The sequence below is a fragment of the Pedobacter folensis genome (assembly GCF_056490665.1).
On the sequence record NZ_JBWJIF010000004.1, the window covers coordinates 226565 to 241127 of the forward strand.

General features: G+C 38.1%; 12 protein-coding genes. 6 read left to right on the forward strand and 6 right to left on the reverse strand.

What is annotated here, in order from left to right:
- Positions 1-152: 152 nt before the first annotated feature.
- Together ribH and ytxJ are read left to right on the forward strand one after the other, a co-directional pair.
- Positions 153-644, forward strand: a complete 492-nt coding sequence (ribH, locus tag AC04QZ_RS20725) for a 6,7-dimethyl-8-ribityllumazine synthase (RefSeq protein ID WP_478359291.1) — start codon at positions 153-155, stop codon at positions 642-644.
- Positions 645-969: 325 nt separating this feature from the next.
- A complete protein-coding gene (gene ytxJ, locus AC04QZ_RS20730; protein WP_478359292.1) occupies positions 970-1302 on the forward strand; it encodes a bacillithiol system redox-active protein YtxJ in 333 nt (110 codons plus the stop codon).
- Positions 1303-1951: 649 nt separating this feature from the next.
- On the opposite strand, the gene AC04QZ_RS20735 is transcribed toward ytxJ, so the two are convergent.
- On the reverse strand, positions 1952-3469 hold the full coding sequence (locus AC04QZ_RS20735; RefSeq protein WP_086547777.1) for a malate:quinone oxidoreductase: 1518 nt from the start codon (positions 3467-3469) through the stop codon (positions 1952-1954).
- 386 nt (positions 3470-3855) lie between these two features.
- Between AC04QZ_RS20735 and AC04QZ_RS20740 the strand changes: the two genes are divergently transcribed.
- Positions 3856-5157, forward strand: a complete 1302-nt coding sequence (locus tag AC04QZ_RS20740; protein ID WP_478359293.1) for a hypothetical protein — start codon at positions 3856-3858, stop codon at positions 5155-5157.
- A 285-nt stretch (positions 5158-5442) separates the two neighbouring features.
- Here AC04QZ_RS20740 and AC04QZ_RS20745 read toward each other — a convergent pair whose 3' ends face one another.
- Together AC04QZ_RS20745 and msrA are read right to left on the reverse strand one after the other, a co-directional pair.
- Positions 5443-5793, reverse strand: a complete 351-nt coding sequence (locus AC04QZ_RS20745) for a VOC family protein (protein WP_478359294.1) — start codon at positions 5791-5793, stop codon at positions 5443-5445.
- A 73-nt stretch (positions 5794-5866) separates the two neighbouring features.
- Positions 5867-6466, reverse strand: coding sequence for a peptide-methionine (S)-S-oxide reductase MsrA (gene msrA, locus AC04QZ_RS20750; RefSeq protein ID WP_478359295.1), 600 nt, complete (start codon positions 6464-6466; stop codon positions 5867-5869).
- A 347-nt stretch (positions 6467-6813) separates the two neighbouring features.
- On the opposite strand from msrA, the gene AC04QZ_RS20755 reads away from it, so the two are divergent.
- From AC04QZ_RS20755 to AC04QZ_RS20765, 3 genes are all read left to right on the forward strand, one after another.
- Complete coding sequence (locus AC04QZ_RS20755) at positions 6814-7776, forward strand: isopenicillin N synthase family dioxygenase (RefSeq protein WP_086547781.1); 963 nt, start codon at positions 6814-6816, stop codon at positions 7774-7776.
- Positions 7777-7883: 107 nt separating this feature from the next.
- Positions 7884-8726, forward strand: a complete 843-nt coding sequence (locus AC04QZ_RS20760) for a DUF6929 family protein (RefSeq protein WP_478359296.1) — start codon at positions 7884-7886, stop codon at positions 8724-8726.
- Between the two features lie 88 nt (positions 8727-8814).
- Positions 8815-10233 (forward strand): FAD-binding oxidoreductase, encoded by a 1419-nt coding sequence (locus tag AC04QZ_RS20765; protein ID WP_478359297.1) that lies wholly within the window; start codon positions 8815-8817, stop codon positions 10231-10233.
- A 169-nt stretch (positions 10234-10402) separates the two neighbouring features.
- On the opposite strand, the gene AC04QZ_RS20770 is transcribed toward AC04QZ_RS20765, so the two are convergent.
- The 3 genes from AC04QZ_RS20770 to AC04QZ_RS20780 form a co-directional block, all read right to left on the reverse strand.
- Entirely contained in the window at positions 10403-10927 is a 525-nt protein-coding gene (locus AC04QZ_RS20770) for a hypothetical protein (RefSeq protein ID WP_478359298.1), read from the reverse strand.
- Positions 10928-11001: 74 nt separating this feature from the next.
- A complete protein-coding gene (locus tag AC04QZ_RS20775) occupies positions 11002-12819 on the reverse strand; it encodes a serine hydrolase domain-containing protein (protein ID WP_478359299.1) in 1818 nt (605 codons plus the stop codon).
- Positions 12806-14440 (reverse strand): amidohydrolase, encoded by a 1635-nt coding sequence (locus tag AC04QZ_RS20780; protein ID WP_478359300.1) that lies wholly within the window; start codon positions 14438-14440, stop codon positions 12806-12808. The genes AC04QZ_RS20775 and AC04QZ_RS20780 overlap by 14 nt, the downstream gene beginning before the upstream one ends.
- Between the last annotated feature and the right edge of the window lie 123 nt (positions 14441-14563).

Genomic DNA, 14563 nt, shown 5'->3' on the forward strand with positions numbered 1-14563 from the left:
GAGTTTTAATAGAGATGGGGCAAATACTAAAATTCCATAAAAGATTAATATTTTAAGTGATTATTTACGAATCTAATTATTAATACATTAAATGTTACAAGCCGCAAACATTAACGTTTTTAACATTCGCAGCATAACATTATCTTTGCCCCATGTCAACACAATTAAAAAATCTATCTGATTTCTCTCATACCACCGTTCCGAGTGGAGCAAACTATAAATTCGGGATTATTGTAGCCGAGTGGAATGCCGAAATTACCGGCGCTTTATACAATGGTGCATTAAAAACGCTTTTAACCCATGGTGTTAAGGAGGAAAATATAATTTCTTTGCCCGTGCCAGGAAGTTTCGAATTAACAGGTGGTGCAGAAATTTTATTGAGCAAAAGAAATGATATCGATGCCGTAATCTGTTTAGGTTGCGTAATTCAGGGCGACACCAAACATTTCGATTTTATTTGCGATGCAGTAGCTCAAGGGGTAACCAATGTTGGCATTAAATACAGTAAACCGGTTATTTTCGGGGTTTTAACCACCAATAACCTGGAGCAGGCACAAGATCGTGCTGGTGGCAAACATGGTAACAAAGGCGATGAAGCAGCCATTACGGCCATTAAAATGGCTGATTTTTCAGCTCAAATTTAAACTTGCGTTTTAATAATTATTTGTAACTTAGAAGTTTAAAAATTATCAGATCCGATGAAACCGTCATGACTAACATGATCGCTTCATCACCATTGAAATAACAAATATATACGGATGAAAAAAGTAGCCATCTTACTATTGGCGGTGTTTTGCACCATTACCATATTAGAATCTTGTTCTTCTAAACTTTGTCCTGCTTATGGATCTTACCCGGAAGGAAAACGCAGAAGGAATTAATCTACCTTATTTGTAATCTCATATTCAGGTCATTTGCAGAACTTTATTTAACTGCAATTGTTGTCCTGTAAACAATACTTATAATAGCATGACTTGGGTTAACTTAACTTCAATGGAACAGCTTGATGAAATCAAAAATGCAAGCGGTTTTAGTCTTATTTTTAAACACAGCACACGTTGCTCCGTTAGTTTAATGGCTAAAAAGAATTTCGAATTTGATTGGGACATTATTCCGGCAGATACAAAACTTTACTTTTTAGATTTAATTAGCTACCGTGATATTTCGAACCAGATTGCCGAAGTTTTTCAGGTAGCACATCAATCGCCACAGATTTTATTGATTAAAGATGGCGATTGTGTATTGGAAGCCTCACATAGTGATATTTCCGCTGATGAAGTTGCAGAGGTGATTGCTGCTTAATTAAATACAACAAGAGTATCATCATCCTGATCCGAAAGCTATCAGATTTATTTCAGGGTTTAAAGCGCTTAAAAACATTTTTAGGCGCTTTTTTTATTTCCAAGATATAAGACTGAAAATTATTTTATTTTTTTGAAAAGCAATGCCTGGTTTGCTATCGGCTACTGTAGTCCTGCTGTACACTATAGTCCCGGTTGAAAAAACCGGGAGCTGCCGTTCCCATCAGGTTTATTAAGGTAAAGCCTGTGAAGAGAAAAACACCAAACGTTCCTACGGAACGAAAAATTTCTTTTTCCCACCTTGTTACCCATGAAACGTTCCTACGGAACAGGATTATTATTAACTTTCGATCTCTTGGCTCAGCGCAAGGATGGCAGGTTTATGAAAACAATGCCTTCGAAAGCATCAAACATTCCGGTGGAACGAGAAAACTCGTTTCCACATCTTACCATCAGCCGTCCCTTCGGGACGAATGGTAGGTAGCAAATAACATTTTGTTATTTGTGTTCGTTCCGTAGGAACGTTTGGTGATGTAAATGATTAATACCCTATCCCATTATGGTCTGTGAGGACACAGATCATGGAAATGCCAAAACAAAAAAGGTCCCGATTTATATCGGGACCTTTTATATTCTTATTGTGGTTGCAATTAAGCGACTACAACATTTTCTATTTTTAACACTTTTGAGGTTCTGTTTCTGGTTTCTTTGCAAAGATCTGCATCCTGCGCAAGCGATTTTCCATAAGTAGGAATCATCTCCTTAATTTTGGCCTGCCATTCTTCAGTAGCCAAATCATCAGCAAAACAACGGTTTAATAAATCGAGCATAATAGAAACGGCTGTTGAAGCTCCGGGAGATGCACCCAGCAAAGCTGCAATAGAACCATCGGCGGCACTTACCACCTCTGTTCCAAATTCTAAAATACCACCTTGTTTTTCGTCTTTTTTAATTACCTGCACACGCTGACCTGCATATTCCAGTTCCCAATCTTTAAGCTCGGCAGTTGGTAAATATTCTTTCAATGCTTCCAATCTGTCTTCCGGCGACTGCCTAACCTGCTCAATCAGATACTTTGTTAAATCAAGGTTATGCAATCCTGCCGACAGCATCGGGCGGATATTATTAAATTTTATCGATTTTGGTAAATCTAAGAATGAACCATTTTTAAGGAATTTGGTAGAGAAACCAGCATAAGGGCCAAACAATAGCGCCTGCTTACCATTAATCATTCTGGTATCCAGGTGTGGAACCGACATTGGTGGGGCACCAACAGCCGCTTTTCCATACACCTTAGCATGGTGTTTTTTAATAATTTCTTCGTTGGTACATTTTAACCATTGTCCGCTTACAGGGAAACCGCCAAAACCTTTTCCTTCAGGAATGTCTGATTTTTCCAGTAGTGGCAAAGAACCACCACCTGCACCGATAAATACAAACTTAGCTACTCGTTTGCGTTTGTCTCCGCTTTCTAAATCCTTAACTTTTACAATCCAGTTGCCGTCTTTATTCTTTTTAAGGTCGCGGATTTCGTGGTTGAAATACAGATTAACGTTACTTTGTTCCTTTAAGTTGTTAAACATGTCGCGGGTTAACGTACCAAAGTTAACATCGGTACCTAAATCCATTTTAGTAGCCGCAACTTTTTCGCTTTTTTTACGGCCATCCATAATCAAAGGTGCCCAGTTTTTGACCAACTCGGTATCTTCGGTATATTGCATATCGCTAAACAAATCGCATTGGGTTAATGCGTCGTAGCGTTTTTTAAGATATTCTACATTCTTTTTTCCCCAAACAAAACTCATGTGAGGAATATTGCGAATAAAATTACAAGGATCTGAAACCAATCCCTTGTTCACTAAATATGACCAAAACTGCTTAGAAACCTCAAAATGTTCTGCAATCTGAACCGCTTTTTTTATTTCAACTGTACCATCCTTCTTTTCGGGTGTATAGTTTAATTCGCAAAAAGCAGAGTGTCCCGTTCCCGCATTATTCCAGGCATCAGAGCTTTCTGCCGCCGCAATATCTAAACGTTCGTAAATTTCTATGCTTAAATTGGGTTCTAATTGTTTTAACAAAACACCCAGGGTTGCACTCATGATGCCAGCCCCTATTAAAATTACATCAGCGTCAGTTTTACCAACTGTCTTTTTCTTTTTTGTCATCTTAGCTTAAAGGAGTTACAAATTTAGGATGATTTTAAACATCCCACGAATTTTAAGGCATTAATTCTGAAAAAATTGCCAAAAAATTAGAAACACTTTCTGTTTTTTGACAACTTCTAATCAAATTTTAATCCAAAAAACTGTCCGGCCAGGAACAAACCTCAAAGGACATGAACGCACCAACAAAAGCTCATTATTAATTTGCTAATCACACCACCCGTTTCTTTTAAATATTTGTCATTTTAGCTTTAATTAGCCAAAAAAAATTAAATTTCAATAAACAGCCTTGCCTTTTCACAGGTTAAATGCAGAAGATGTTTACAGTTCTTGTTTTTTTCTCTCCTAAAATGTTTTTTTATACCTCTATTTGTTTAAAAAATTACCTCATGAAGAATTTAGTTTTATTTTGCACTGTACTTTTTTTAGCTGCCTGCTCTGGCGATAAAACAGATCAGGTGCTGCTCGAGCTTGACAAGAAGAAATTGACAGAAAACATTAATTATGATAAAATCATCTTTTATAAGTTCGCTAAAATAGCTGTCCGTTCAACTGCAGTTCAGGATACGACTCAACCCGAATATCAAAAATTCAGTAAACAGGCACAAAGTGTTGTTCGTACCTTAAATAAGGTGAATGGAAATGGCGACGAAAATATTTCAGTAATAGATGCCTTAAGGCTATATCAAGAATACCGCTCGGTTAAACAATTTGTGAAAGAAACCGACGAAGATGTTTTCCCGCTTTTAACAGCTGGATTTATTGCAATGAAGACTGGCGTTAAAACCCCGGATCCTTTTTTTAAAGACCTAAAAAAGGTTTACTATCAAAACATTGAACATGCTATTTTAAGTATGACAGTTTTAACCACCAGAGATTTAGGGCAGCCTTTTGCATTATATGAATGCGCTAAAACTCAGCCCGAATTGCTGGATGATTGCGAAGTTAAAACCTTGCTCGAATTTGTCCGTGGCTTTCTGTTTTTTGGCAATAATCTTTTTTACCTGTCAGAAGATGGTCTCTCGCGAAATATTAAATGGCTTGATAAAAATGAGAAAATTCCACTCCCCTACACGAAAGCCTTTTTTGGTTGGAGCCGCTTAAATGATGAACAAACCCATGTAGCTTTTCATGGCATGAACTACCTTTTCAGAGGTTTTGACCGGATGAGAATGGAGCGGAAAATTGATGAGGAGCGATCGCTTGAAGATTTTGAGGCTTTTTTAAACGACATGAATAAACTCGGCGTCCAAAATGAACTGGTTTGGGGTATAACCGCTTACCTGAATTTAAAAAAAGAAAGACCAGAGCAGTCGCTTCCGGCATTAGAAAAGCTAAGCAAAAGCCCATTATTTTCTAACAGTGAACGTGAAGCCCTCCAGCAAACCATTGTTTATGTAAAAGACCGTAAATCAGATAAGGCACTAACGGGAGTATACGACAAAGCATTTATAGGCAAAATTGCCACCAAATATATGATCGCACTGCTATCGAAGATTGATTGGGAAAAACTGATGAAGCAACAGGGAGTTCCTTATACTAAAGAAGTATTTGCCGGCATTGGCAAATTTAAAGCGCTTTCCAATTCGGTGAGTGAGTACACACAACCCTCAACCATCGAAAAGGGTAAAAAAGAGATTGGCAAGAAAGGCAGCGAGCTGCTCGAAAAAGCTAAAGGGTTTTTGAACTAAGAGGCGGTTTTTCACTTAGACGGGAGCGCAGTCCTGAATTTAGGGCGAGAGCTTTTTAACTTTCTTTGGAAAGTTAAAGATTTTACTTCGCAGCGTCTTCGGGTTCTCGCCTACGCCATTACTAACAGATTCCAATAAAGCGGTCGTCCTTCCCACGCATGCGGGAATCTTAACGCATATTGTATTAAGATTCCCAATCGAGTTGGGAATGACGATATCCAGAGAGGTATCACCTACTTAAAATTACCTATGCATTTAATTGACCGCTCTGCAATAAATTAGATCTCAATAGTGACTTAAAATATTAACCAATTTGCCAAATGGATCTCGGGTATAAAATCGCCTGACACCCCATGGCTCATCAGCCGGCCCGTATTCGACAGGAAATCCGGCAGCCTTAACCTTCTTCAAGATATCATCAACATTTTCAACTTCAATGGATAGATCTGGTGTTGGGGTACCTGATCCGCCTTCAGCGGCAAAACTGATCTGTACATCCATTTTTTGGCCGGCAGCGCCATAGGTTGCAATCCAGCCGTGATCCATCATTAAATCCAGCCCCAATACATCTTTGTAAAAACTTGCTGCATCTGCAATTTTTTGAGTATCGATATTAAGCACAATTCTTTTTACCATAAACAGAAGTTTAAATTCCTAAGATAACAAAAAGCCCTGCAATGTTTATTGCAGGGCTAGTCAACCACGCTTATCAGTTTTTAAGCTTCGCTTTAAATATCTTTTCCAGTTTCTCTATTTTTGGCTGGATCACCAACCTGCAATACGGTTCACTTCCATTTTTATTGAAATAATTCTGGTGATAATTTTCGGCGACATAAAAAGGTTTGGCCGCTTCTATAGCGGTTACCACTTTCTTGCCATAGGCATTGGTTTTATTCAATTCTGCCTTATATTTTTCGGCCAAAGCTTTTTGTTCTGCTGAATGGTAAAAAACTACCGAGCGATATTGTGTACCACTATCTGCCCCCTGGCGGTTTAATGTAGTTGGATCATGGCTTTTCCAAAAAACTTCTAACAAGTCATCATAAGAAATCACCAGTGGATTGTAGGTTATTTCCAAAACTTCTGCATGACCGGTAGCACCGGTGCACACTTCTTCGTAAGTTGGATTGGTTAATGTACCGCCTTCATAACCCGATTTTACCGACACGACACCTTTTAACCGCTGAAATATAGCTTCGGTGCACCAAAAGCAGCCCATACCGAAAGTAGCCTTTTCCGTCTTTTTCCCTTGTGCATTAGCCTGGTTAAGCGCCAGTACTGCTAACAGAATTAAAATTATTTTTCTCATTTTGTGTTTATTTATTTTTACCTGTAATGAGGCTATCATGATTTTTTATTACTTGCAAAATGCAAATCATGATGGTTTCATGTATGTTTTTATTTTATTAGTCGCAAATAACCCATTTACCTTACAGGTTGGTTATGTTATTTCCATTTAATTATACGAAATTAAACAAACTGTAGTTTGCATTTAAATTATAATGGATTTAGTGTGACAATCGAATATCACCTGGATTTTGAGATTTTGTTAATAACTTAAAAACCTGTATATTAATTTATTAAACACTTAACATCCGGCCGAAATGCAGTTATTAACAATTCTTTTTAAATTCGTATAACATTAAATATAAAATTATGTCTACACCGTATATTCCTTGTTTAGATTTAGGCTCTTACATCAATGGTTCAGCAGAAGACCGCAAAAAGTTTTCAGATGAATTGGGCCGTGCATTTAACGATTCAGGTTTTGTTACCATCACCAACCATGGTTTAAGTCAGGAATTAATTGATAAACTTTACGAAAACATTAAAGCGGCCTTTTCGTTACCTGTTGAAACCAAAAGGAAATACGAGAAACCAGAATTGGCAGGCCAGCGCGGTTATACCAGTGCCGGTAAAGAAACGGCTAAAGGCGCTAAAACACCAGATTTAAAAGAATTCTGGCAAATCGGACAGGAAGTAACTGATGGCGATCCGGTTAAAAACGAATACCCTGATAACGAAATTTTGGAGGAATTACCTGAATTTAACCAGGTAACCGGCGATATTTATAAAAAACTGGAAGAAAACGGAACGCATTTATTACGTGCCATTGCAACCTATTTAGAATTACCGATCAATTATTTCGACAAACATGTTCATAACGGAAATTCGATTTTGAGAGGCATCCACTACTTCCCGATCGAAAATCCTGAAACCATTCCTGATGATGCAGTTCGTGCAGGCGCACATGAAGACATTAACCTAATCACCTTGTTAATCGGTGCCAGTGCAGATGGTTTAGAAGTGTTAACCCGCAGTAATGAGTGGTTACCAATTAAAGCACACCATACCGATATTGTAGTGAATGTGGGCGATATGTTACAGCGTTTAACCAACAATAAATTAAAATCGACTACACACAGGGTGGTAAATCCTCCTCGTGAACTAATGAAAACTTCACGCTTTTCGGTTCCATTTTTCTTACATCCACGTAGCGATATGGATTTAACCAGTTTACCATCAACCATTGATGCTGAACATCCTAAAGCTTATAGCGATATGACCGCAGGAGAATATTTAGATGAAAGATTAAGAGAAATTGGATTGAAAAAATAAAAAAGATCGTCATTGCGAGACTCGATTCTTCATCGAGACGTGGCAATCTTATTCAAAAAAACATTAAGCATCGGCCAAAACCGGTGCTTTTTTGTTATTTTGATAATATGTATTCAGCACATTTAAACGTTTTCGCCGAAATTGATGGCATTGGCTCTGCCTCGGGGTTATTTGCAAGTGGAGATTTGCTTTACATTATAGGCGATAACAGTGCTTATTTAAATGCATACAACATTAAAACCAAACAGCTTCGCAAGATCCAGGTATTATTTAACACAGGACTAAAGCAGCTGGAAAACATTCCTAAACCATTAAAACCCGATTTCGAAATCCTTTGTCAGCACGATGATAAATTATACCTTTTAGGTTCTGGTTCAACTCCAAAAAGAAACCTGACGATCGAATTCGACCTGAAAACTCAAAAAGTTATTCAGAAAGACCTGACCGAAACCTACACCAAACTTAAAGCTATTGCTGAAATAGATGATCAGAATTTTAACCTCGAAGGCGCAATTTTTACGGGTAAGGAGTGGCTGCTTTTTAACCGTGGCAACGGGATCGATGCAAAGAATGGCATATTTAAAATCCCTGGAGCAGATTTAGCCGACACTAACCAGATTAAATTTAACAGTTTTAAACTCCCTAATATTGATCATGTGGAATCATCTTTTACCGATGCAACACGGGTTAAAAATGAAATATTTTTCATCGCTACTGCTGAAGACACCAAATCGACTTATGCCGATGGCGAAATTCTGGGCAGTTTTGTTGGCAGTATTAACCTGCAGACCTTAAAGTTAAACTTCAGCAATAAAATCTCTGATCAACATAAATTCGAAGGCATTACTTTATTAAGCCAGGACGAGCATAACACCACTTTTCTCTTATGTGAAGACCGCGATACGGAGGAACTTAAAACAGTAATTTATAAGTTGGTAATCAATTTTTAAGAAGAGTTGTCAACTTTCTGGCAGATCGGCTATTAAAGTTGACAACTCTTTCATTTGTTTATAAACATAGAAAAAACACCTGACTACCATGAAACGTACAGCTCTCAGCATTTTTCTAATTCTCATCTCTTTACTTTTTGCTTGTCATCCTGATCAACCAGTTGCACAAAAAAACACAGTAAACGATGTTACACAACTAAATCCTATAAAAGTTGCTAAAATAATTACACCACAAACTTCCGCTGAAATTATTAAAGCAGTTAAAACCCAGAATGGACCAATCTCCATAGGGGGAGGCCAATTTAGTCAGGGTGGGCAAACGGCCACAGAAAATGCTTTGCAAATTGATATGAGAAAGTTAAATCGAATATTAAGTTTCTCAAAAGAAAGAAAGGAAATTACAGTTCAGGCAGGAATAAGATGGCGTGAAATAATTCAGTTTATAGATCACTATGATTTATCGGTTAAAATTATGCAGACTTACGCAAATTTCACGGTTGGAGGTTCGCTCAGCGTTAATGTTCATGGCCGTTATGTTGGACAGGGACCAGTAATTTTATCAGTTAAAAGTTTTAAGATTGTTTTAGCTGACGGAAGTTTCATCACCGCAAGTCCAACGGTTAATAGCAAGGTTTTTTATGCAGCTATAGGTGGCTACGGCGGAATTGGCGTAATCACCGAAGTAACCTTATCACTAACAGAGAATTATAAAATTCAGCGAAAAGACACTTTGATGGATATCGCTGCTTACAAGCAGTTTTTCTTTTCTACCATTAGAAATAAGCCTCAATTTGTATTTCATAATGCAGATATATATCCCAATAATTACACCAAAGTTAGGGCGGTTACTTATACCAAAACCGAAAAGAAATTAACTGTAACCGAGCGCTTAAAACCAAACGACAAAAACTTTGGGCTGAAAAGATTTGCAATGAAAGTCGTAGCCAGTTCTGATTTTGGAAAGTGGCTAAGACAACACCTGATAGACCCCTTACATTATACGGGTAAAGTTGTTGAGTGGAGAAATTATGAAGCTACCTACGATGTAAAGGAGCTAGAACCCAATTCAAGAAAAAAAGCAACCTATGTTTTACAAGAATATTTTATACCAATAAATCATTTTGAGTCCTTTTATCCAAAGATGGTCAAAGTGCTAAAAGATAATGATGTCAATGTAATCAATATTTCAGTAAGGCATGCTAATAAGGATTCTGGATCGTACCTCGCCTGGGCTAAGGAAGAAGTTTTTGCTTTCGTAATTTATTATAAGCAGGAAGTATCTGATGCAGAAAAAGTAAAAGTAACCAAATGGACAAGAGCTTTGATTGATGCATCTTTATCTGAAAAGGGCACCTACTATCTTCCCTACCAAATACAGGCTACTCAATCACAGTTTTCAAAAGGCTATCCGAATGCAGAAGCATTTTTTAAACTAAAGAAAAAATACGACCCAGACTATAAATTTAGAAATAAACTTTTTGATGCTTATTATAGACCTAAAGATTAACGATTTAAAAAGGGCGGGCCATTTGAATCAGCTAAATTGTTATGACCTCTCAATCAAACCCTGAAATCTATGTTAATGCCCTCCATTTCTTAATGGTCAATTTTTAAAATCAATTGCTTTATTGTTTGACCACCTAAGTCACCTGAGAACATTAAAGTTGACAACCCTATTAATTCTTCAACAAACTCCTTACAGAAACCTGTGGTGTTTCACCCGCAGGTACAATAAAAATGGCGTCATTTTCTATCGTTTGCCCTTCATCGAAATAATAACCTGCGGTAACTGGCATTATCGCGCTGATCATTTTTCCGTCTTTATCTTTGGTATAATAGGTAACGTTTATTAAATGGCTTTTCATACCAACCTGAACCTTTTTAGAAGTTAACCTTGCTCCTGTCGCGTTAATACAATCCAGCTCGATAATTTTTGAATTGCCGATGGCTGATAAATCCAGCGAACTGGCCAAACGGATGTTAAAAGATTTGCCTGTATTGTTTTTCACAGAAGCCAAAACTTTATAACGGTCGAAATCCTGATCTTTTATGGTTAACTTTTCCTTATTTACAACGGTATAGGTTACCGCAATTCCATTTAAATTTACAGTTTCTCCGTCTTTAATCTGCTGTGCATTTACGGTAGTTTTAAGTCCCAAAAAAAGCAGCAAAAAAGCTATAGTTTTGATACATCTCATCATCAGTATTCTGTTTTAGGTTTAGGTACTGAAATTACAAATAATAATTAAATCTGCTCCATTCTTACTATAATATCCTATTTCTTCGACTCGTCAATAGCCTTGTTTACCACATCCTCTATCCTGCCCCTAATTTTTAAGTTCGATAATTTATCGGTAACGGTGGGATTAACACGGTTTGATAAAAACACATAAACCAAACCTCGTGATGGATCGACCCAAACACAGGTTCCGGTATAACCTGTATGACCATAGGTTTGTGGTGAAGCCAGCTCTGAGGGATAATGTTTGGTCGTATCTGGATCCCAGCGATCGAAACCTAAACCCCTGCGGCTTACATTCGATTGTTTCGACGTAAACATATCCACCGTTGAATTTTTGAAATATGTTACACCACCATAAGTACCGCGGTTTAAAAGCATCTGATAAATAATTGCCAGATCGTTAGCACTGGCAAATAAACCAGCATGACCAGATACACCACCGGCCAAAGCTGCGCCCTGATCATGAACATAACCCACTAGCAAAGTTTTTCTGAAATACTTATCATCTTCTGTCGGTATGATCTGCTCTGGTTTAAAACGGTTACGTGGTAAAAAACCAACCGTTTGCATGCCTAATGGCTTATAAAAGTTTTCGTAGGTATATTGGTTTAAAGGTTCTTCGCTAATATGTTCAACAATATCTTTCATCACATACATGCTGATATCGCTGTACACATATTTACCACGGGTTTTAATCGGCGAATTGAGCATTTTAGGCCACATAAAATCTTTGAAAAAGCCTTTTTTGATATAATAGTTATCGGCCACTTTGGTCGGATAAGCCGCAGATGAATCCCTGCTATAATCGCCTGTTTTTACATAATCATGAAAAGGAATGTAAGGGATAAAACCTGCCTGGTGCAACATCACTTCACGCACCTGAATATTATTCATGGGTGTAGTACGTGCTTTCGGGATGTAAGCGCCAATATTGGTATCCAGTTTCAGCTTTCCTTCTTCAAACAAACGCATTACCGCGGGGGTAGTTGCGGTTACCTTGGTCACCGAAGCCAGATCGAAAATATCGGTTACCTGATCAGGCACATGGGTATCGTAGGTATGGGTACCGTAAGCTTTGTTAAAGATGACTTTACCATCTTTGGCTATTAAAACCACCAGGCCGGGTGTTGCTTTTTGCGCTATGGCTTCGGCAGCAATAGCATCAATCTCTTTTAAGTTATTCGAATTTAAACCCGCATCTTCAGGTACGGTGTATTTTAAGCGGGTGGCGGTTGTAGTAAAACCCGAGCCCATGGTATAACGCGCCGAGTAAGCTGTGGTTAATTTATTTGAAGCGGCAATACCACCAAAAATATACTGCGGAACAACGGCTGCAGCATCCATATTGTTTTGACCTGTCCATATAATTGGTGATTTTAACAAATCGAATGATTTTAAACCAGGTCCGTTACCAAAAAAAGAAATGACTACCTGTTTATTTTTGCTGATACTGTTGATGAAATTGATGTATTTCGCTTTGCTTACATTTTGATCATCAATGGTAATTAAAATCGTATTAAAATATTTAAGATCATCTTCTAAATCATTCAGGTTCACACTATCTTTATAAGAATCGGCAGAAAATGAAGTGATTTTAGCATATTTATTGGCCAAACTATCGAACACGGTACTATAGGCAAAGCTCAAACTAACCGAAGCAATATTTTTTTTCTCCAATGATTTTAAAGGAATAATGCCCTCCTGATTGTTTAACAAGACGGTTGTATTGGCTATGGCATTGGCAATAGCCAGTTTTTTTTCATTCGCTGTATGCTCCTGTGCGCAAGCCATTAAACATAAAATATTGCAGCAAAATGCTACAGCCAGGATACACAATCTATTTCGCTTCATATACTTTTTCTCCGTTCAGGTAGGTTTTTAAAACTTTGGTTTTTAATATGTTTTGTGGTGTTGATTTCAAAATATCGTGGTCGAGTATCACAAAATCGGCTAATTTGCCTTTCTCCAAACTACCCTTTTCATGTTCTTCGAAATTGGCTTTTGCTGCCCAGATGGTCATTCCACGTAAAGCTTCTTCGGGTGTTAAGGCATTTTCCATCTGGAAGCCTCCTTTCGGAAAACCTTTTGCATCTTCTCTCACTGTTGCTGCATAAAACGTTAATAATGGATTAATGTTTTCGACCGGAAAATCGGTACCTAAAGGAATCCAACCATTTTGTTTTAATAATTGTTTGTACGCATAAGCACTTTTTAATCTTTCAGTACCTAAACGCTGTCCGGCCCAGTACATATCAGAAGTGGCATGCGTAGGCTGTACCGAAGGCACAATACTCGCCTTTCCAAAAAGATCAAAATCGTTCGCATTCACCACCTGGGCATGTTCAATCCGCCAGCGCTGATCGTTTTTGCCCTTTAAAATTTTATTGTAAATATTCAGGATTACCCGATTCGCCGAATCGCCAATGGCATGGGTGCACATCTGGAAATGATTGGCGGCAATTTTTGTGGCAACCTCTTCGAAATGTTTTTGATTGCTCAGCAAAAAGCCTGTTTTATTGGGCATATCGCTATATGGATGCAACAGGCAAGCCCCGCGCGAACCTAAAGCACCTTCGGCATAAACTTTAAATGCCCGAACATTCAATCGGTCGGTTTTAATCGGTCCGCGATTAAACAGGTATTTATAATTATCGGGTTCATCGGAAAGCATTACATAAAGCCTCATTTTGAGTTTATTCTCTTTCTGGAGTTTTTCGATAAAGTCGACCGCCAGATAACTTAAACCGCAATCATCAATGGTGGTTAAACCCGCAGCAAAGCAATTTTTCTGCGCATCTATAAATATTTTTTCGGCTAGTTTAGCGTCTGGTGAAGGAATTTTACGTTCTACTAAAGCTACGGCATTATCAATTAAAACACCGGTGAGCTTTCCGTTTTGGGTAAGCATATCGCCACCAACCAGTTTCTGTTCGCCTTTAATACCGGCATCATCCAAGGCTTTTTGGTTGGCAATGGCCGCATGCCCATCGATACGGTTTAAGAATACCGGGCGATCTGGAAAAAGTGCCGTTAGTTTTTCATTTGTCGGGAAGGCTTTATTGTCCCAATCGTTTTGGTCCCAGCCATTACCGATTAACCAGCCATCGGGGTGCGTTTTGGCAAAATCAGTTAAGCGGGCAAGCACTTCATCCCAGGATTTTGTTTCTCTTAAGTCGGCGGTTTGCAAACTTTGTCCATAACCATAAAAATGGGCATGTGCATCTATAAAACCGGGATAAACAGCCTTACCGTCTGCATTAATTTCTTCTTTGCCCGCAAATCTGGCCCGGATATCGTCACTTTTACCCAGCGCCAAAATTTTGCCCTCTTTTACAGCGAAAGCTTCAACCGTATCAAATGTATTGTTAACGGTATACACTTTTGCGTCATAAACAATTACATCAACTTTTTCCTTTTGGTTACAGGAGCTGAGCAGCAGAACAAAAAAAAGGCTGTATAAAATGGTTTTCATATCGATAAAGATAGAAAATTGAAAGCATTTGGATTTGTAAATTCGGTTTTACAGAGGGTAGATTTTTTTGGCTCGGAAACACAGAAAGCATGGATTTTATTTTCTTGGTTTTTTGCCACAGAA